The organism is Psychrobacter urativorans (assembly GCF_001298525.1).
GTDB classification, from domain to species: Bacteria; Pseudomonadota; Gammaproteobacteria; order Pseudomonadales; family Moraxellaceae; genus Psychrobacter; species Psychrobacter urativorans_A.
In genome coordinates this window covers 1,149,307-1,168,957 of record NZ_CP012678.1, presented here as the reverse complement: position 1 = coordinate 1,168,957, position 19,651 = coordinate 1,149,307, and the positions used below count along the sequence as shown (strand labels likewise).

Annotated in this window: 17 protein-coding genes and 1 tRNA gene; 16 read left to right on the top strand and 2 right to left on the bottom strand. The window is 42.8% G+C overall.

Annotated elements, in window-relative coordinates; genetic code table 11:
- Positions 1-109: 109 nt before the first annotated feature.
- The 4 genes from murA (at position 110) to hisC (ending at position 4,990) form a co-directional block, all read left to right on the top strand.
- Entirely contained in the window at positions 110-1,378 is a 1,269-nt protein-coding gene (gene murA, locus AOC03_RS05050) for a UDP-N-acetylglucosamine 1-carboxyvinyltransferase (protein ID WP_062533900.1), read from the top strand.
- 115 nt (positions 1,379-1,493) lie between these two features.
- Positions 1,494-2,189: an ATP phosphoribosyltransferase gene (hisG, locus tag AOC03_RS05045; protein WP_062533898.1), complete on the top strand. Its 696-nt coding sequence runs from the start codon at positions 1,494-1,496 to the stop codon at positions 2,187-2,189.
- Positions 2,190-2,461: 272 nt separating this feature from the next.
- Positions 2,462-3,760 (top strand): histidinol dehydrogenase, encoded by a 1,299-nt coding sequence (gene hisD, locus AOC03_RS05040; protein WP_062533897.1) that lies wholly within the window; start codon positions 2,462-2,464, stop codon positions 3,758-3,760.
- A 78-nt stretch (positions 3,761-3,838) separates the two neighbouring features.
- Complete coding sequence (hisC, locus tag AOC03_RS05035) at positions 3,839-4,990, top strand: histidinol-phosphate transaminase (RefSeq protein WP_062533896.1); 1,152 nt, start codon at positions 3,839-3,841, stop codon at positions 4,988-4,990.
- Between the two features lie 46 nt (positions 4,991-5,036).
- Here the strand turns inward: hisC and AOC03_RS05030 are convergent, their stop codons facing one another.
- Positions 5,037-6,671, bottom strand: coding sequence for an anthranilate synthase component I family protein (locus tag AOC03_RS05030; protein WP_227514290.1), 1,635 nt, complete (start codon positions 6,669-6,671; stop codon positions 5,037-5,039).
- Between the two features lie 12 nt (positions 6,672-6,683).
- Positions 6,684-7,919 carry a beta-ketoacyl-ACP synthase II gene (locus tag AOC03_RS05025; protein WP_062533894.1) on the bottom strand — a complete coding sequence of 412 codons (1,236 nt, stop codon included), beginning with the start codon at positions 7,917-7,919 and terminating at the stop codon, positions 6,684-6,686.
- A gap of 614 nt (positions 7,920-8,533) precedes the next feature.
- Between AOC03_RS05025 and AOC03_RS05020 the strand changes: the two genes are divergently transcribed.
- The 12 genes from AOC03_RS05020 (at position 8,534) to rplL (ending at position 19,400) form a co-directional block, all read left to right on the top strand.
- Positions 8,534-9,814: an EcsC family protein gene (locus tag AOC03_RS05020; RefSeq protein ID WP_062533892.1), complete on the top strand. Its 1,281-nt coding sequence runs from the start codon at positions 8,534-8,536 to the stop codon at positions 9,812-9,814.
- A 369-nt stretch (positions 9,815-10,183) separates the two neighbouring features.
- The gene (gene rpsL, locus AOC03_RS05015; protein WP_025646352.1) at positions 10,184-10,558 is read left to right on the top strand and encodes a 30S ribosomal protein S12; all 375 of its coding nucleotides are present in this window, start codon (positions 10,184-10,186) and stop codon (positions 10,556-10,558) included.
- A gap of 215 nt (positions 10,559-10,773) precedes the next feature.
- A complete protein-coding gene (gene rpsG, locus AOC03_RS05010; protein ID WP_062533890.1) occupies positions 10,774-11,247 on the top strand; it encodes a 30S ribosomal protein S7 in 474 nt (157 codons plus the stop codon).
- Between the two features lie 383 nt (positions 11,248-11,630).
- Positions 11,631-13,757, top strand: a complete 2,127-nt coding sequence (gene fusA / locus AOC03_RS05005) for an elongation factor G (protein ID WP_062533888.1) — start codon at positions 11,631-11,633, stop codon at positions 13,755-13,757.
- Between the two features lie 208 nt (positions 13,758-13,965).
- Positions 13,966-15,156 (top strand): elongation factor Tu, encoded by a 1,191-nt coding sequence (gene tuf / locus AOC03_RS05000; protein ID WP_062533886.1) that lies wholly within the window; start codon positions 13,966-13,968, stop codon positions 15,154-15,156.
- A 297-nt stretch (positions 15,157-15,453) separates the two neighbouring features.
- Positions 15,454-15,529, top strand: a tRNA-Trp gene (locus AOC03_RS04995).
- A gap of 51 nt (positions 15,530-15,580) precedes the next feature.
- Entirely contained in the window at positions 15,581-16,066 is a 486-nt protein-coding gene (secE, locus tag AOC03_RS04990; protein ID WP_062533882.1) for a preprotein translocase subunit SecE, read from the top strand.
- A gap of 99 nt (positions 16,067-16,165) precedes the next feature.
- Positions 16,166-16,696, top strand: a complete 531-nt coding sequence (nusG, locus tag AOC03_RS04985) for a transcription termination/antitermination protein NusG (protein WP_062533880.1) — start codon at positions 16,166-16,168, stop codon at positions 16,694-16,696.
- 92 nt (positions 16,697-16,788) lie between these two features.
- Positions 16,789-17,220 carry a 50S ribosomal protein L11 gene (rplK, locus tag AOC03_RS04980; protein WP_062533878.1) on the top strand — a complete coding sequence of 144 codons (432 nt, stop codon included), beginning with the start codon at positions 16,789-16,791 and terminating at the stop codon, positions 17,218-17,220.
- 2 nt (positions 17,221-17,222) lie between these two features.
- Complete coding sequence (gene rplA / locus AOC03_RS04975; RefSeq protein ID WP_062533876.1) at positions 17,223-17,924, top strand: 50S ribosomal protein L1; 702 nt, start codon at positions 17,223-17,225, stop codon at positions 17,922-17,924.
- A 450-nt stretch (positions 17,925-18,374) separates the two neighbouring features.
- Positions 18,375-18,902: a 50S ribosomal protein L10 gene (gene rplJ, locus AOC03_RS04970; RefSeq protein ID WP_062533874.1), complete on the top strand. Its 528-nt coding sequence runs from the start codon at positions 18,375-18,377 to the stop codon at positions 18,900-18,902.
- A 126-nt stretch (positions 18,903-19,028) separates the two neighbouring features.
- On the top strand, positions 19,029-19,400 hold the full coding sequence (rplL, locus tag AOC03_RS04965; RefSeq protein WP_062533873.1) for a 50S ribosomal protein L7/L12: 372 nt from the start codon (positions 19,029-19,031) through the stop codon (positions 19,398-19,400).
- Positions 19,401-19,651: the final 251 nt, after the last annotated feature.

Here is a 19,651-nt window from a genome sequence, read left to right as displayed (position 1 = left end):
TTAATTTTCATGCTGCTAACTTTTTATCAGGCGAGTATTTAAGCTCGCTATTTTAATGGTTATTTTCATACGCCCTCATTTTCACACTTACAGCTAGGCAGTCACCTTTATGGATCAATTTTTAATCACCGGTAGTAGTCGTATTGCAGGGGAAGTCACCATCTCAGGCGCTAAAAATGCCGCGTTGCCGTTACTTGCCGCTATGATATTGGCTGAGACCCCAACGACCCTGCATAACGTACCATCGCTACAAGATGTGCGCACGTTGATTAAGCTGATTGGTGGCTTGGGTATCGCCATTCAAAAGCAAGATGATACGGTCACTTGCGACACTAAGAATATTGATAATTTTTATGCACCGTATGACTTAGTCAAGACCATGCGTGCCTCGATTTTAGTATTGGGTCCATTACTGGCGCGTTTTGGTGAGGCGGAAGTATCCTTGCCGGGTGGTTGTGCTATTGGTTCGCGCCCAGTCGATCAACATCTAAAAGCTTTTGAGGCGATGGGTGCTGAGATTACGGTAGAAAATGGCTACGTAAAAGCCAAAGCGCCTAAAGGTGGTAAGCTGATCGGTTGTCATTTTTCCTTTGATATGATTACAGTTGGCGGTACTGAAAACGTCATTATGGCAGCAACTTTAGCCAAAGGAACAACTATTTTAGGCAACTGTGCGCTTGAGCCAGAAGTGGTTGATTTAGCTAATATGCTGGTCGCCATGGGTGCTAAAATCAGTGGTATTGGTACAGCTACCATGACCATTGAAGGCGTTGAGCGTCTACATGGCTGCGAGTATTCAGTCGTACCTGACCGTATCGAAACGGGTTCCTATTTGGCAGGCGCGTTGATGACTCGCGGTGATGTCCTAACCAAAAGAACCACTGCGTTGCTATTATCTCCTGTGCTTGAGAAGTTTGAAGCCATGGGTGCCATTATTACGACTGGTGATGACTGGATTCGTGCGCAAATGAAAGGTCGCCCGCTACCAGTTGATATTCGTACTCAACCGCATCCTGGCTTCCCTACTGATATGCAAGCGCAGGTAATGGCCATTTCTTGCTTAGCTGATGGCACCAGTACTTTCATCGAGAATATCTTTGAAAATCGTTATATGCACGTTCCAGAGCTGAATCGCTTAGGCGCATCTATCCAAGTCGATGGTCATACTGCGGTGGTAAAAGGGGTTGAATGCTTTACCGCTGCGCCCGTGATGGCGACTGATTTGCGCGCTTCGATGTCACTCGTTATGGCAGCCGCTGCTGCTGAAGGCGAAAGCCTGATTGATCGCATTTATCACATCGATCGTGGCTATGAAGACGTTGAGAATAAATTGCGTGCACTGGGCGTTAATATTCAGCGTATCAATTCTAACGACTGAACTTGAAGAATAGATAGCGGTTAATAAGTGATTATTTTTAAGCTTATTAACCGTTATAAAAAAGCAAAATCCTTATTGTTAAGGGATAAAAAATTCATACGGATACCCTGTTATCATGACTGAGCCCACTGCAAGCTTGCCGCAAAAAGACTTATTAAATGAAGTGGATAATGAATTCACTGGCTTGACGCTGGCATTATCTAAAGGACGTATTTTAGAAGAAACTATGCCGTTATTGCGTGCGGCAGGTATTGAGCTGTTAGAAGATCCGGCTGCCTCGCGCAAACTGATTTTTCCGACTTCAAATCCTAATGTGCGTGTCTTGATTTTACGCGCCAGTGACGTGCCTACTTATGTGGAACATGGCGCGGCTGACTTTGGCGTGGCTGGCAAAGATGTGTTACTTGAGCATGGCGCCAATCATGTGTATGAGCTATTAGATTTGCAAATTGCTCAGTGCAAGCTCATGACTGCCGGTGTGAAAGGTGCGCCACTGCCCAATCGCCGATTGCGCATTGCCACTAAATATGTCAATGTTGCGCGTGCTTATTTTGCCAGTCAAGGTCAGCAAGTAGACGTTATTAAGCTATATGGCTCAATGGAGCTGGCACCATTAGTGGGCTTAGGTGATTTGATTGTCGATGTGGTCGATACGGGTAATACTTTGATTGCCAATGGTTTAGAGCCACGCGACCATATTTGCGATGTGTCTTCACGTCTGATTGTTAATCAAGTCAGTTATAAACGTAAGTTTGCGCTGCTTGAGCCTATTTTAAATAGCTTTAAAGCCAGTATTGCAGCCGCTTCTTAGCTTATCGCTGATTTTTATAGTTATTAATGATATAAAGCTATTAATGATATAAAGAATAATAATAGAAATTATTAAACCAGTTTAGCGCTGCAAGATAGATATAGCGTGCTAAACTGGTTTAATTGTGTCTGCTTGCCAAAAAATAAAAGCGCAGTATAATTTTAAGACTGTCGTCATTAATAAGCAGTCCCTTCAATCTATACCCTCTATAGACCATTTATTTTAAACCAGAGTTTTTATCCTAACTATTAGCCTAACCATAGGAATCGCTCATGCGCCAGTTAAGTACTCAAGATATCGACTTTGAGCAGCAATTGTCTGCTTTACTTGCCTTTGAAACCGTTAACGATGCTGACTTATTACATACTGTGGATGATATTATCGTGCAGGTACGTCGTGACGGTGATAGGGTTGTACTGGCGTTAACTCAGCAGTTCGATCAGCATCCGGCAACCTCCATGGACGAACTAGAGCTGACCCAAGAAGCGCTTGCTGAGGCTTTTGCTAATCTTGATGATAATGTAAAAACGGCATTAACTACGGCAGCCGACCGCGTGCAAACCTTTCATGAGCGTCAAGTACAAGAAACTTGGGAATATAAAGACGAGCTCGGTAATCGTTTAGGACAAAAAGTGACGCCACTTGATCGCGTTGGTATTTATGTACCGGGCGGTTTGGCATCGTATCCTTCCTCGGTATTGATGAATGCTATTCCGGCTAAAGTGGCGGGCGTTGCTGAAGTTATCATGGTTGTGCCCGCGCCAAAAGGGGTGTTAAACCCATTAGTATTGGCAGCTGCGCATTTGGCAAAAGTGGATCGCGTCTTTACGATTGGCGGTGCGCAAGCCGTAGCGGCATTGGCGTATGGCACAGATACGATCCCACAAGTGGATAAGATTACAGGACCCGGTAATAAATATGTTGCCGCTGCTAAACGCGCTGTATTCGGGCAAGTAGGCATCGATATGATTGCGGGTCCGTCCGAAGTATTGGTCTATGCAGAAGGCGAGGCAGGCGATCGTGCTGATTGGCTAGCGATGGATTTATTGTCTCAAGCTGAACATGACCGGATTGCACAAGCTATTTTTGTGACGACCAGTAGCGAACAATTAGCCGAAGTTGCCACAGAGATTGAAAAAGCGTTAGCAGAATTGCCGAAAGCGGATATTGCTCGCGATTCATTACAAAACCGTGGTGCATTAATTTTAGTAAAAGACCGCGCGGAAGGCATGGCGGTCATTAACCGTGTCGCGCCTGAGCATTTAGAATTGTCTGTTGATGACCCTGATGCGTTGCTTGATGATATTCGCCATGCGGGTGCTATCTTTATGGGACGTCATACGCCAGAAGCGATTGGTGATTATTGTGCAGGACCTAATCACGTGCTACCAACGTCAGGTACGGCACGGTTTTCTTCACCACTGGGCGTTTATGACTTTCAAAAGAAGTCATCCATTATTTACTGTAGCGAATCGGGCTGTAAACCGTTAGCAAAAACGGCAGACATCTTAGCGCAAAATGAAGATTTGGATGCTCATGCGCGCTCAGCGCGTTATCGCTACCAGTCGTAGTAGGGCTTGATTTAATCCTATTAGATTATTTCTACATTTATTCGATAATTATCACTATGGTTAATAGTAGGTTCATTTATGAGTAATGCATCAATAGATAACGGAACGTCAGACGCTAAAGCAGTCAACGCTAAAGGAATAGACACGAGACTTTGGTCAAACAAAGCGCGTCACCTATCTCCTTATGTGCCGGGCGAGCAACCGCAGCACGAGAATTTATGTAAATTAAATACCAATGAAAATCCCTTTCCACCGTCATCAAAAGTGGGCGAGGCGATTAACGCAGTTTTAGCGCAGCAAGCGGATGAGTTGCGTCTATATCCAGCGCCTGAATCTGATGATTTGCGTGCCGCTTTAGCTCACTTACACGGCATTGACAGTAATCAAGTATTTGTTGGCAACGGCTCAGATGAAGTATTAGCCCTTGTTTTTGCCAGTTTCTTTATGAAAGAGCAGCCGCTATTAGCGCCAGATATCAGCTATAGTTTTTATCCAGTTTATGCGCAAACATTTGGGGTGGATTTAGTACAAATTCCACTTGAGAAAGATTTTAGCGTCAACCCCGATGCTTATAGTCAGCCTTGTAGTGGCATTATCATTGCCAATCCAAATGCGCCAACGGGATTGCTAATGTCACTGGCTGATATTCGAAAATTAGCGCTTAAGCACTCTGATGCGGTCATCGTGATTGATGAAGCCTATATTGATTTTGCCCGGGCCGATGAGATGAGTACAGAAAAAGAAGTGTCAGCGGTCAGCTTAATCAATGAGTTTGATAATATATTGGTGACGCAAACCTTTTCAAAATCGCGCTCACTTGCCGGACTGCGTGTGGGCATGGCGTTTGCCAATGCTTCGTTAATTGAAGCATTAACGCGGATGAAAAATAGCTTTAACAGCTATCCGTTAGATAAGTTAGCGCAAGCGGGTGCGACGGCGAGTGTTTTGGATGCGCCATATTTTGAGAAAATCTGTCAGCAGGTGATTGATTTACGTGAGGCTTTAACGACTGAGCTCACTAGCCTTGGCTATCAAGTCTTGCCCTCAGATGCTAACTTTGTCTTTGCGCGTCCCAAAGATGGCGATGCCAGTGCAGTCGCGAGCGCATTACGTGAGCAAGGTATCATTGTGCGCCATTTTAATCAGCCGAGGATTCAAGAATACTTGCGCATTACGGTTGGCACACAGGCACAGCATGAGCGTTTAATTGATGCATTAAAAGCACTTTAAATTATAATTGATAAGCGTATAGGCTTTTATTGTAGTCTAAGCGCAGTTAGTCATTTGACTGCGCAAGGACAGCTAGCAAGTTGCCGACTTTATCGAGACATTCTTGATACTCCTCGTCGCAGTCTGATGCAATAGTAATACCACCACCTGCCCACAAGTTCACGTGTTTCTCATCATTTGATGAGTGATTGGCTTGTAGCGTGCGAATCAGTACATTCCACTGTCCACTACCATCAAAATTCATATAGCCCATCGTGCCGCAATAAGCACCTCGTGGCGCGGCTTCTAATTCTGCAATAATCTCAACAGCGCGTTTTTTAGGCGTTCCCGTGATTGAGCCAGCAGGTAAGCTACCAAACAACACCGCTAACGGATGGCTATCCGCTTTTAACTCAGCGGTAATGGTGCTGACCATATGATGAACATTACTAAAGCTTTCAATATTAAATAACTGGGGTACTTTTACGCTACCTGTCTTGGCATACTTGCCCAAATCATTGCGCAGCAAATCAACAATCATGACATTTTCAGCACGGTCTTTAGTACTATCTATTAGCTGCTGTTTTAATGCCATATCTTGTTCGATATTGCGACCACGCGGTCTGGTACCTTTAATAGGTTTGGTACGAATATGATGCGTATCGGTATTACTATCTTTTATAAACGTAAAAAACAACTCTGGTGAGCAGCTCAATAGCTCAAAGTCATCGTCTTTTGAACCCTCATTAAGAAGAGGGTTAAATCCTAGATATCCTGCAAAGGGGGCTTGCGTATTCTGATGTAGCGCAGGTAGATAATTAATAAGGTTGGTTGTGACGTGATTATTATTTTCCGAATGATTTAAACAACCTTGCCATGCTTGGGTAAGGTTAATTTGATAGCAATCTCCTTGTACTAAATAATGCTGCGTCTGTGCAAATGCCTGTTGATAGTCATTTTTCTGCCATTTGGCAGTTAAAATTAATGGCGCTAGTGACTCTTTATCTTTATTGGTTTTATTCGTAGTAGATAATTCTTCATCCAGCATATCTAAACATTCAATGACGGTTTGAATAGCGGTATATTGGTCGTTATTATTTTTAGCATCTATATCTGATAAGCCTTGCGCTGATGTCCCGTCCTGTAATGCCAAATGCAATGTCCAGCCTTGCTCATGCTCTAAGGGAATTAGATATATATCGTAATGTCCGAGCACCGCAGTAGGTTGCGCTGCACATTTAATATCAGCATCTGGGCTTAAGGCTTTACTAGCAATATCATAGCCAATAAAACCAATCAAACCATGCTGATAAATGGGCTTATCGTTCTGATATTGGCGTATGTCATTTTTATCTATAGCGTGATGATGCTCACTATAAGCAATCAGATCCGCTTGCCAATCGTCATAACTCATGTCATGGCTGCTAGAAGTTTGCGTATCGCGGCAGGTTTTTATCACTTGGTAAAGCGCGGTGTCAGTAGAGTCAGCCACGTTAGCATAAGCTACCCAGCTGACTTTTGGTAATAAACCAATCACTGCACGCCCATCGTTATTGAGCCAAACGAGTTGACAGTTTGCTTGCGGGTCAGTTGCCAATAACTGCTGCTGTAAGTAGGGCAGTAATTCTGCCGCTGACAGTTGACCAAAACGCCATCTGCGGATGGCAGATGGCGCGGCTAGAGGAAGTGTTTTTTGCGTCATGAGGGTCATCTATTAAGCGACAAACTTTTTAATGATGAGTGTGGCATTCGTGCCACCAAAACCAAAGCTATTGCTCATCAAGGTATCAAGATTCACTTCGCGTTTTTCGGTGACGATATCAAAGTCGGCTGCTGCTGCGTCTATTTCTTTAATATTAATACTTGGGGCAATAAAGCCTTCTTGTAGCATCAATAAGCAGTAAATAAGTTCTTGTGCGCCAACAGCACCCAAGCTATGACCAGTCATTGATTTGGTTGAGCTGATGGGTGGCACTTGTTTGGCATCATTATTAAATACCTTAGCAATCGCATTAAGCTCAGTGATATCACCAAGTGGCGTGCTCGTACCGTGGGTATTGATATAATCGACGCGTTGTAGACCAGCATCGGCAAGTGCTTGCTGCATACAACGAACCGCACCTTCACCGCTTGGTGCAACCATTTCAGCCCCATCAGAGCTGGCACCGTAGCCGACAAGCTCTGCTAGTATAGTCGCACCGCGCGCTTGAGCATGCTCTAAGCTTTCAAGAACCACCATTCCACCGCCGCCTGCAATCACAAAGCCGTCGCGGTCTTTATCATAAGCCCGTGAGGATTCTTTAGGCGTATCATTATACTGAGTACTCATCGCTCCCATGGCATCAAACATACAAGACTGTGTCCAGTGTTCAGCTTCACTACCACCGGCTAATATCACATCGGCTTTACCCAATTGAATCAATTCAGCGGCATGACCGATACAATGCGTTGACGTCGCGCAAGCGGAAGAAATAGAGTAGGAGACACCATGAATTTTTAGTCCCGTTGCTAGTGCTGCCGATACCGAGCTGCCCATCGTTTTTGGTACTGCCATCGCACCAACACCGCGCAGACCTTTTTCACGCATCGCATCGACAGCATTGACGATATTCTCTGTAGAAGCGCCACCTGAGCTAGCTACCACACCCACTCGCGGATTATGGTTAATCACCTCAAGCGACAATCCAGATTGTTCAATAGCTGCCAACGCACTCACATAAGCATAGAGACTGGCGTCACTAAAAAAGCGTTTTAGCTTACGGTCAATCCCAGAGGTATCTAGCGCAGCGATATCAATACTGCCGCTGACTTGCGATTTAAAGCCATGTTCAGCATACGATTCGTTAAAGGTAATACCTGATTTGCCTTCTTTGAGGGCAGTGGTAACCGTGGCTAAATCATGTCCGATACAAGAGACAATCCCTGCTCCAGTGATGACAACGCGGCGCATACTCTATTCCTTATAATGATTATTTATACTAATATTAATGATGGTTAAGCTCATACTTAATCATAACTCAATTCACCGTATGATAGCTTATCAAGGGTACAAAATCTTTGTTCAATAGCAAAATAATGTCAGAAACCTTATTTTATTGAGGGAAACTATATAAACAAGTTTTCTAACAACAACACTCGAGACTAGGACAATATGTTAACTATTGCATGAGCTACATCAATCTATAACGAGATTTAGTCATATCAACTCATCATTCATATACTCAGTTATACGTTTAGATACAAAGTTTGTGTGACTAATAACATTGTTAACACTGACACTAACGATATGCTTTCGCTAAACTCATACACTGAATTCAAAAATGAACAGCTGTTCTTTATCATTTTATAAAAGTATTGCTTACCTTAAAAGTACGCTCTATATTAAGCAATGATCATCAAACAATAATTTAGATTAAATTAACTTAATCTTAAATTATAAGTTTTCCTGAACTCAGCAATATGAAAGTTTGGCAATCTTATTATAAAATATTTAAACTTAAAGCTTTCAACGATAACACTCTCAATGATAACAACAGTATTCATCATTATCTTAAGGACATAACAATGGCAAAGCGTATTACTCTTTCTCAAAGCATCAGTATGATTGGTCATTTCACTCGCAACAATCTTGAACGTGTCGGGTCGCTTATTGACAGCGCCAACGCTAAAACGGGTAAACCTCGTCAATACAAAGCCGTTAATTTGGGCGATGAAGACTACCAGCAGGACCTATTTCGTGAGCAGACCTTAAAAACAACTCAGCAATTACTGGGTACTCGTTTTGCCACTTATGGTAAATATGCCAAAAAATTCGTACCTAAGACGCTATTTGAATCTGTACTGGATAGTGCTTTTGTGAAAGTAGCGCAGTTGGCGTCTAATTGGAGTCAATTGGATTTGCCTAGCGAGCATCGTTTTGCTGATATTGCTCACTTAGATGATGAGCAGCGTTATGCGCTAGCGACGGATATTGCCAATCAAAACCGTGCCTTAGCGACTTTAGGTGGTATCACCGGACTCGCAGGTTTACCGGGTTTACTCGCCGATACATTATGGTTATTGCTTGTGTCACTACGCACCGTTTACCAACTAGCGGCTGTATATGACCAACCCTTGACTGGTAAACAAGGTATTAAAATGGCGTATGAACTGTTAGCGAATGCGGATTTAAGTAAGATGCAAGAAAAGCAAGCCTTACTTGCCGGTATTGGCGTCGGTAAAGGTTTGCTAGACAATGCACAAAATCGTGGTCTGCATAATGAGCTCAAAAATTTAGGGCTCAAAAATCATAACGTCAATTACTACGCTGAGCAAATCGATAACATCGCCAGTCAAGTTGGTATTGATCTTGACCAAATTAACCTGTCATGGATACGTAGACTATTACCGGTGACTGCTGTCATTGTGGGTATGCGCTATAATAGTCAATTAATTGACGAAGTCATTGGCGTTGCCCAAGCCACTTTTGCCCCTCAGCCTAAAATGGCAAATCGTGCCATTACCGATGATAGCGCTAGTGAAATGAGTGTTAAAAAGCCTGAAGATGATGCTCAAGATAAGTCGAGCGACAGCAAAGCTGACAACAATCAAACTGAAACACAGAAAGAGAAAAATGTAGAGGAAGTCAAGGACACTGCTGAAGTTGGCGTCAAAGAGGCGGACATCAACAACAAATCCGAGAAATCTACGACCACTACAGACTATAAAGAAGAGACGAAAGTTTCAACAGATGCTAAAAAATCTGAATCTGACAGCAAGTCTAAAAAAGATACCGATGTCAAAAGTGTTGATGCTAAAGGTACTGATGCTAAAGAGTCTAAGCAAAAAAGCCCTGCTAAAAAATAGCGTATGCGTGTGGTGAAGTAGCAAGTATAAGCTTAGCTAGCGGCTATAGCTAAGCTTATATTTAGCCAGTCATTTAGATAAAAAAGTGAGATATCAATAGATGTTTAAGGCGTCAGAAACACTCATTTAAAGGAGCGCCTTGAAAAATATTAATATATCACCATTTATTACTGGTAGACTTAGCGAACTCAAAGCACATCTGAGAATATTTGTAAAGTAAAACGAGCTATAAGTAGTTGAAATAGCAGCAACATATCTTTATAATACATTGTCCTAAAAATGGGTTCCCCAAAAACTGACGGATAACGTCAAGTGGCTGGTGGATTGACCCATTTTTTTGTTTTATACCAAACGGGAGAAGGATGCCTCATGGCAACAACTAACCAATTGATTCGCAAGGGTCGCAAAACCATCAAGGAAAAGTCAAAAGTTCCTGCGTTGCAAGCGTGCCCACAACGTCGCGGTGTATGTACTCGTGTATATACTACCACGCCTAAAAAACCTAACTCAGCCATGCGTAAAGTATGTCGTGTACGTTTGACTTCAGGCTATGAAGTATCAAGCTACATCGGCGGCGAAGGTCATAACTTACAAGAGCACAGTGTTGTTCTTATCCGTGGTGGTCGTGTAAAAGATCTACCAGGTGTACGTTATCACACCGTTCGTGGCGCACTTGACTGTGCAGGCGTAAAAGACCGTAAGCAAGGTCGTTCTAAATATGGTGCGAAGAAACCTAAAGCCTAATATTAGTAATAATATTAACTTAGACTCTATTCGTACAACCCATTAACTGTGCATGGGATTGGTGTCAATAGTTTGAGTATTTTATTTAGTTAGAATACCGCTATAACATACCACCATGCAGTAAGGCTGACTGACAACTTGCTGCTACGCCCCAAAATTATTGGCGGGTGCGAGATTGTGAATGTCAGACACTCCTGAAGAAAAGGATTATTATTATGCCAAGACGTCGCGTCGTTGCTACCCGTGAGATCCTACCGGATCCTAAGTTTGGTAGCCAAACCATCGCTAAATTCATCAATCACGTGATGAGCCATGGTAAAAAATCTACTGCTGAGCGTATCGTTTACGGTGCCCTTGAAACAGTCGCTCAAAAACGTAACATCGAAGATCCAGTAGCGTTCTTTGAAGACGTACTAGAAAACGTTCGCCCAATGGTTGAAGTGAAAGCTCGCCGTGTTGGTGGTGCAACCTACCAAGTACCAATGGAAGTACGCCCCTCCCGTCGTACCGCATTGGCTATGCGTTGGTTGGCTGAAGCTGCTGCTAAGCGTTCTGAAAAATCTATGGCTCTACGTCTTGCTGGCGAATTGTCTGATGCATCAGAAGGTAAAGGCAATGCTATGAAAAAGCGTGACGAAGTTCACCGTATGGCAGATGCTAACAAAGCATTCTCTCATTACCGCTTCTAAGCTTGCTTAGCGATTTATGTGCTGATAAATCAGACGCAATTATTTGCGATACTGGTTTATCAGCGCAAATCGTTAATGTGTATCACTATTATTATTTCTATTGATTGCCGCTCTCATTTATCCAACTGTTTATATGGTTTCTGTTATAACTTAAGTGATATGACTTAAATAGTAAACAGCTGCGTTGGCGGATATCTATCATAAAGTTGTTCTGAAAACAAAGTGTCCAAGATTTAATGCCATTATATTCTTAGGATTTACTCGTTGTTAATCGTATTAGGTTGATAAATGAGTAAAACGTAAAAGCCGACTGCTTTTATCAAGAATGTAAGGTAGAGACACACCATACATTTATACATACATGATTCCCCTAGGAAAACACTATGGCTCGTATAACTCCCCTAAAGCGCTATCGCAATATTGGTATTTCAGCGCACATTGACGCTGGCAAAACAACGACTACTGAGCGTGTTTTGTTCTATACCGGTGTCAGTCACAAACTTGGTGAAACGCATGATGGTGCGGCTACCATGGACTTTATGGAGCAAGAACAAGAGCGCGGTATTACCATTGCTTCTGCGGCGACCACTTGTTTTTGGTCAGGTATGGCCAAGCAGTTTGATGAACACCGTATCAACATCATTGACACCCCAGGTCACGTTGACTTCACGATTGAAGTTGAACGTTCTATGCGTGTGCTTGATGGCGCGTGCATGGTTTATTGTGCAGTAGGCGGCGTACAGCCACAGTCTGAGACCGTATGGCGTCAGGCAAATAAATATAAAGTGCCACGCTTAGCATTCATTAACAAAATGGATCGCGTTGGCGCAGACTTCTTCCGTGTTGTAGAACAAATCAAAACTCGTCTAGGTGGCAAGGCAGTACCATTGGTTATTCCAATTGGTAAAGAAGACACCTTTGAAGGCGTTGTTGATCTTGTGACTATGAAAGCCATCTATTGGGATGAAGCGTCTCAAGGTATGCAATACGAAGAACGTGAGATTCCAGCTGAACTACAAGAACAAGCAGAAGAGTATCGCGAGTATCTGGTAGAAAATGCTGCTGAAGCATCAGAAGAATTGATGAATGAATATCTAGAAAATGGTGAATTGTCTGTTGCACAGATTCATAGTGCCATTCGTCAGCTAACGATTAATAATGAAATTATCCCATTACTTTGTGGAACAGCCTTTAAAAACAAAGGCGTTCAGAAAATGTTGGATGCGGTTATTCAGTATCTTCCAGCACCAATGGATGTACCGGCTATTAAAGGCATTTTGGATGACAAAGACGAAAGCGAAGGCTTCCGTGAAGCATCAGATGACGAACCGTTTGCTTCTCTAGCGTTCAAAATCATGAACGACAAGTTCGTTGGTAACTTAACCTTCGTTCGCGTCTATTCAGGCGTGCTCAAGCAAGGTAGCAGCGTTTATAACCCAGTTAAAATGAAGCGTGAGCGCGTTGGCCGTATCGTACAGATGATGGCAGATGCTCAGGTCGAGCTACAAGAGATTCGTACTGGTGACATCGCAGCCTTAGTTGGCATGAAAGATGTGACCACTGGTGATACGCTATGTGACGAGCAAAATGTTATCACCCTTGAGCGTATGGAATTCCCAGATCCAGTTATCAGCCTAGCGGTTGAACCTAAGACTAAAGCTGACCAAGAAAGAATGTCAATTGCTCTAGGTCGTTTGGCGAAAGAAGATCCATCGTTCCGTGTACACACTGACGAAGAATCTGGTCAGACTATTATCAGCGGTATGGGTGAGCTACATTTAGAAATTCTTGTTGACCGTATGAAGCGTGAGTTTAACGTTGAAGCCAACATCGGTGCACCGCAAGTTGCTTATCGTGAAACGATTCGCGAAACGGTTGAACAAGAAGGCAAATTCGTACGTCAAACGGGTGGTCGTGGTAAATTTGGTCACGTTTGGTTACGTCTTGAGCCTATGGATCCAGCAGGCGACGTTCTTTATGAATTCGCTGAAGAAGTTGTTGGTGGTACAGTACCAAAAGAATTCCACGGTGCGGTTGATAAAGGTATTCAAGAGCGCATGAAAAACGGCGTACTTGCTGGTTATCCAATCGTTGGTGTTAAAGCGACTTTGTATGACGGTTCTTACCATGATGTTGACTCGGATGAGTTATCATTTAAAATGGCAGGTTCTATCGCTTTCCGTAAAGGTTTCATGGCTGCAAACCCAACGCTACTTGAGCCAGTAATGAAAGTAGAAGTTGAAACACCTGAAGATTACATGGGCGATATCATGGGCGATTTAAACCGTCGTCGTGGTTTGGTTCAAGGTATGGAAGACTTACCTGGTGGTACTAAGCAAATTCGTGCCGAAGTACCATTAGCGGAAATGTTTGGTTATGCCACACAAATGCGCTCAATGTCACAGGGCCGTGCAACGTACTCAATGGAATTCCAAAAGTACGCTGAAATTCCAAAATCAGTTGCTGCTGACATCATCTCTAAGTTCAACTCTAAAGATGGCGACGAGTAAGTAAATCCAATTAAAATGACAATAGAGTGTTAATCACTCGGTTGTCAGCTTTGAATATACCAATAACTTGTTAAAAGACTTGTTATTGGTCGCAATATTCTTATAATATCTGCACACTATATGTGCAACCTTTTAACAATTATCTAAATGTAGACAGAATTACTCTATAAGTTATTAGAGTCTGTCTCCAAATAAAGAGGAAAAACTCATGGCAAAGGCCAAGTTTGAACGCTTAAAACCACATGTCAACGTTGGTACCATCGGACACGTTGACCATGGTAAAACCACCCTTACCGCTGCAATCGCAACCGTAGCTGCAATCACTTCAGGCGGCGAAGCCAAAGACTACGCGTCTATTGACTCAGCCCCAGAAGAAAAAGCACGTGGCATCACCATCAACACCTCACACGTAGAATATGACACCCCATCACGTCACTACGCCCACGTCGACTGCCCAGGTCACGCCGATTATGTTAAAAACATGATCACCGGTGCGGCACAGATGGACGGCGCAATCTTAGTTGTATCTGCAACTGACGGCCCTATGCCACAAACACGTGAGCACATCTTGCTTTCACGTCAGGTTGGCGTACCGTACATCGTTGTGTTCATGAACAAATGTGACATGGTTGATGACGAAGAATTGTTAGAACTTGTAGAAATGGAAGTTCGCGAATTACTTAGCGACTATGATTTCCCAGGTGATGACACCCCAATCGTTAAAGGTTCTGCTACTGAAGCCCTAAAAGGCTCACAAGAAAAATACGGCCAACCAGCCGTAGTAGAACTACTAAACATCCTAGACACCTACATCCCAGAGCCAGAGCGTGACATCGACAAAGCATTCCTAATGCCAATCGAAGACGTCTTCTCAATCTCAGGTCGTGGTACCGTTGTAACCGGCCGTGTTGAATCTGGTATCGTTAAAGTTGGTGATGAAATCGAAATCGTCGGTATCCGTGACACTCAAAAAACCACCTGTACTGGTGTAGAGATGTTCCGTAAACTGCTTGACGAAGGTCGTGCAGGCGAAAACTGTGGCGTACTACTACGTGGTACTAAACGTGAAGACGTACAACGTGGTCAAGTACTTGCTAAACCAGGTTCTATCACCCCGCATACCAAATTTGACGCTGAAGTATATGTATTGTCAAAAGAAGAGGGTGGTCGTCACACACCATTCCTAAACGGCTATCGTCCACAGTTCTACTTCCGTACCACTGACGTAACTGGCGCAATCCAATTACAAGACGGTACTGAAATGGTAATGCCTGGTGATAACGTTGAGATGGGCGTAGAGCTTATCCACCCAATCGCTATGGACAAAGGTCTACGCTTCGCTATTCGTGAAGGCGGCCGTACTGTAGGCGCTGGTGTTGTTGCTAACGTTAACGTTTAAGACTGAATCTATCAGAGTAATCTGTTAGCTCAGCTCAACCGTTAGTCAAAAGCCATTCTCTTTATTGAGGGTGGCTTTTTTTGGCGTTGCTGAGTAAGTAGATAAAATAGGCACTTAAATAGGTAAGGTATGCCAAAGCACCTCACTATTAAATATAGCCTTTTTTGTTTAAGAAACTTTCAGTTTTTACTATTTTGCCACTAATTAAGTAATTAATAATATTAATAAAACAAAATAGCCTCTTAGAGGCTTGCATTCTATTTAAAATCTTGTATAATTAGCAGCCTTAACACCCCTAGGCGATTGGCTCAATTGGTAGAGCATCGGTCTCCAAAACCGAGGGTTGTAGGTTCGAGTCCTACATCGCCTGCCATCTTATTAGTATATCTTTGCTGTATTTCACCATCTCCAAAGCGAGTCCTTTATGAGCAATAATCAAGATAACCTCGAGAATAAGTTATCTGATGCCAAGGCGACGGCTAGTGGAATGCTGACTAAAAATAGCCATATTTCAGCGACCAATATGTCTGCTGTAGAAGTGGCTAAGACCAGCTCAGCAAAAGATGTGATGTTATGGCTACTGGCCATTGCAATTTTAATCGGTGCGACTTTAGTTAATCAATATTTACCAGGCTATTGGCAACCTGCCAATGATGTTTGGGTACGTATTGGAATTATTGTCGCCCTTTTTGTATTTGCGCTAGTATGTTTGGCACTGACCCATCAAGGCCGTGCCTTTAAAACGTTATTAAAAGATGCTGCCGTTGAATTACGCCGTGTCACTTGGCCAAGTAAAGATGAAACCTTTCAGTACACATGGCAAGTGATTGTCGTGATAGCCATTGCTGGATTATTTGTTTGGTTATTAGATAACTTTTTTAATTGGTTCGTCGGCTTATTCATTGGTTAAATATAGAGGATAGTGCAGAGCGTTAAAATCGTGTATTGCGAGTCGTTCTAGCTACTCATATTTAATCCAAAACTTATTTATAGCGATTAGGAGCGTGATATGCGTTGGTATATTGTCCAAGCGTTTTCAGGATATGAAAAACAAGTACAACGTTCATTAATCGAGCGCATTAATCGTAGTGACTTTGCTGAGTTTTTCGGCGATGTATTAGTACCTACTGAAGAAGTCGTCGAAATGAAAGACGGCAAAAAACGTAAAAGTGAGCGTAAGTTTTTTCCAGGATATGTATTGATCCAAATGGAAATGAACGATAATACTTGGCACATTGTTAAAGAATGTCCGCGTATTATGGGCTTTATTGGTGGTACACCAGAAACGCCTGCACCGATTACCCAAGTAGAAGCCGACCGCATTTTAAATCGCTTAAATCAAACTGAAGCGACGCCACGTCCGAAAACATTATTCGAGCCGGGTGAAGAGTTGTTAGTAATTGACGGTCCATTCACTGACTTTAAAGGGTTGGTTGAAAAAGTGGATTATGAGAAGTCCAAGTTACAGTTGACAGTAAATGTATTTAATCGACCCACTCAGGTTGAACTTGAGTTTAGTAAAGTTGAAAAACTAGACTAAACAATTATAACCCGGGCAGCTGTTATTACCTTAAAATTTATGATTGTAAGACATTAAGGTAACAGGCGTTATGACCCACTTAGGAGAGAATCATGGCTAAGAAGATTGATGGTTACATCAAACTGCAAGTCCCTGCAGGTAAAGCAAATCCTTCACCACCTATTGGTCCAGCATTGGGTCAAAAAGGCGTGAACATCATGGCATTCTGTAAAGAATTTAACGCTGCGACTTCAGGTCAAGAGCCAGGTCTACCGATCCCAACTGAGATCACGGTATACAGCGATAAATCTTTTACCTTTATCATGAAGTCTCCACCAGCGGCATACTTATTGCGTAAAGCTGCAGGCGTTGCTAAAGGTTCAGGCACACCAAATACCGCTAAAGTCGGTACGGTAAATCGTGCTCAACTTGAAGAAATTGTTAAGACTAAAGATGCAGACTTAACTGCAGCTGATCTTGATGCTGCTGTTCGTACCGTTGCTGGTACTGCCCGTTCAATGGGTATTACCGTGGAGGGTGTATAATAATGTCTAAGCTAACCAAACGTCAAAAAGAAATCAATAGCCGTATCGATAACGATAAGCTATACACGATTGAAGAAGCGGTTCAAATTTTAAATGATTTACCACCTCTTAAATTCAAAGAGTCTATCGATATCGCCGTAAACTTGGGTGTTGATCCACGTAAATCTGACCAAGTCGTTCGTGGCGCAACCAACCTACCTGCGGGTACTGGTAAAACCAAACGCGTTGCTGTATTTGCTCAAGGTGCTGCTGCTGAAGCCGCCAAAGAAGCGGGTGCTGACATCGTTGGTTTTGAAGACCTAGCTGAATCAATTAAAGCGGGCAACATGGACTTCGATGTCGTTATCGCTGCTCCTGATGCTATGCGTGTGGTTGGTCAATTAGGTACTATCCTAGGCCCACGTGGTCTAATGCCTAACCCTAAAGTCGGTACGGTTACGCCTAACGTTGCTGAAGCAGTTCTTAACGCTAAAGCTGGTCAAGCACAGTACCGTGTTGATAAAGCTGGTATTATCCATACTACAGTTGGTCAAGTTGGCTTTACTGCTGAACAAGTTGTGGAAAATGCCCAAGCTTTATTAGCTGATCTACGTCGTGCTAAGCCTGCTACGTCTAAGGGTGTTTACATCAAACGTATCACTTTATCTAGCACTATGGGTCCAGGTATTGCTATTGATGCCGTACCGCATCGCCTTAACAAATAAGACGAGCACTAAAAATTCTTGTTTATTATCATGTCCCTTTATTTAAGAGCAGATAATAAACAAACCCAATTTTAAATATTAGGTCAGCGTAGCACACGCTACGCTGTCTAAGACCGTAGGTAAAGAGCGGTTTATCAAGGTTACTAACAAGTATTAACTTATTAGTAACCTTAACAAGCTGCTGTTGTTAATCGACGACAGATGAAAATCTTAGTTGGCCTACGCAGACGGTGACCCACCCAGTTGTTGATAAAAGCCGATAGGGCAACCTATTACTTGATGTCATTCTGATAACGGTGCCGTAATCAGTCGTTATTAGTAGGCTTGAGTGTTATAAAGCTGCTAATAACGTGTCGTATCAAGTCAGTCTTAGCGAGTCGTTTAAGTTAATACTTAAGGTATTGTAGACTTAAACCATGAGCGGATTGGTAAGATTAAAGGAGTCAACTTATGGCATTAACGCTAGAGCAAAAACAACAAGTTGTGGCTGAAGTGTCTGAAGTTGCTGCTAATGCTTACTCAGCAGTAGCTGCCGAATATCATGGTATTGGTGTTGCAAAGCTTACTAAGCTGCGCGAACAAGCCCGTGAAAAAGGCGTCGTTTTGAAAGTGGTAAAAAATACCCTAGCAAAACGTGCGTTTGAAGGCACTAAGTTTGAGAGCATGTCAGACCGTATGACTGGTCCATTACTTTTGGCTTTCTCTATGGAAGATTTGGGATCTGCCGCTCGAGTCATTTTTGACTTCAGCAAAGATCACAAAGCCCTTGAGACCAAATTGGTATCAGTTGGTGGTGTTGTTTATGGTCCAGAAGATCTAGAGCGCGTATCGAAGCTTCCAACTCGCGACGAAGCAATCTCTATCTTGATGGCTACTATGAATGCACCAGTTACCAAGCTTGTTCAAACTATGAACGCTGTTCCTAGTAAGCTTGTTCGCACGGTAGCAGCAATCAAAGACGCAAAAGAAGCTGCTTAATTGCTTGTTTTAACGTAACTTTGACATCGCCGATTGTACTTTATTGCCAACACTATTTGAAAATTTGGCAAGCAATCCAGGCGATTTTAAAATCAATTAAATTTTATCAGATAACGGAGAGTTCTCATGGCACTATCTAAAGATGACGTGTTAAACGCAATCGCTGAAATGTCAGTAATGGATATCGTTGAATTAATCAGCGCTATGGAAGAAAAATTCGGCGTAACTGCTGCTGTTGCTGCTGCACCTGCTGCTGCTGGTCCTGCTGCTGCTGCTGCTGAAGAAAAAGACGAGTTTGACGTAATTCTTGCCAGCTTTGGCGAGAAGAAAGTTGGTGTAATTAAAGCCGTACGTGAAGCTACTGGTCTTGGCTTGAAAGAAGCGAAAGATTTGGTTGAGAGCGCTCCAGCTCCAATCAAAGAAGGCGCTAACAAAGCTGAAGCTGAAGAGTTGAAAAAGAAACTTGAAGAAGCTGGTGCAACTGTTGAATTAAAATAAGCTTTGCTTATCTTAATGTTGTACAAAAAAAGCTGGTGATGCATTGCATTGCTGGCTTTTTTTTGCTATAATTAATAGCTTGACCTTTTGTGTCTGCCAATATACGTAAGCATTAATACGGTGGATACCCATCAAAAGGACAGACAATATACATGCACGCAACTTGTCAGTTTTTAAGAGTAGTTTAATATAGGCTAAACGTCAGTAGATGTTTGGCATTTTTGCGTCTGCAAGCTTTTCTATTGTTAATA

Bases quoted from the DNA above. Each gene is read 5' to 3' on its own strand.
- murA (WP_062533900.1), top strand. From the start codon at position 110: ATGGATCAATTTTTAATCACCGGTAGTAGTCGTATTGCAGGGGAAGTC.
- hisG (WP_062533898.1), top strand. From the start codon at position 1,494: ATGACTGAGCCCACTGCAAGCTTGCCGCAAAAAGACTTATTAAATGAA.
- hisD (WP_062533897.1), top strand. From the start codon at position 2,462: ATGCGCCAGTTAAGTACTCAAGATATCGACTTTGAGCAGCAATTGTCT.
- hisC (WP_062533896.1), top strand. From the start codon at position 3,839: ATGAGTAATGCATCAATAGATAACGGAACGTCAGACGCTAAAGCAGTC.
- AOC03_RS05030 (WP_227514290.1), bottom strand. From the start codon at position 6,671: ATGACGCAAAAAACACTTCCTCTAGCCGCGCCATCTGCCATCCGCAGA.
- AOC03_RS05025 (WP_062533894.1), bottom strand. From the start codon at position 7,919: ATGCGCCGCGTTGTCATCACTGGAGCAGGGATTGTCTCTTGTATCGGA.
- AOC03_RS05020 (WP_062533892.1), top strand. From the start codon at position 8,534: ATGGCAAAGCGTATTACTCTTTCTCAAAGCATCAGTATGATTGGTCAT.
- rpsL (WP_025646352.1), top strand. From the start codon at position 10,184: ATGGCAACAACTAACCAATTGATTCGCAAGGGTCGCAAAACCATCAAG.
- rpsG (WP_062533890.1), top strand. From the start codon at position 10,774: ATGCCAAGACGTCGCGTCGTTGCTACCCGTGAGATCCTACCGGATCCT.
- fusA (WP_062533888.1), top strand. From the start codon at position 11,631: ATGGCTCGTATAACTCCCCTAAAGCGCTATCGCAATATTGGTATTTCA.
- tuf (WP_062533886.1), top strand. From the start codon at position 13,966: ATGGCAAAGGCCAAGTTTGAACGCTTAAAACCACATGTCAACGTTGGT.
- secE (WP_062533882.1), top strand. From the start codon at position 15,581: ATGAGCAATAATCAAGATAACCTCGAGAATAAGTTATCTGATGCCAAG.
- nusG (WP_062533880.1), top strand. From the start codon at position 16,166: ATGCGTTGGTATATTGTCCAAGCGTTTTCAGGATATGAAAAACAAGTA.
- rplK (WP_062533878.1), top strand. From the start codon at position 16,789: ATGGCTAAGAAGATTGATGGTTACATCAAACTGCAAGTCCCTGCAGGT.
- rplA (WP_062533876.1), top strand. From the start codon at position 17,223: ATGTCTAAGCTAACCAAACGTCAAAAAGAAATCAATAGCCGTATCGAT.
- rplJ (WP_062533874.1), top strand. From the start codon at position 18,375: ATGGCATTAACGCTAGAGCAAAAACAACAAGTTGTGGCTGAAGTGTCT.
- rplL (WP_062533873.1), top strand. From the start codon at position 19,029: ATGGCACTATCTAAAGATGACGTGTTAAACGCAATCGCTGAAATGTCA.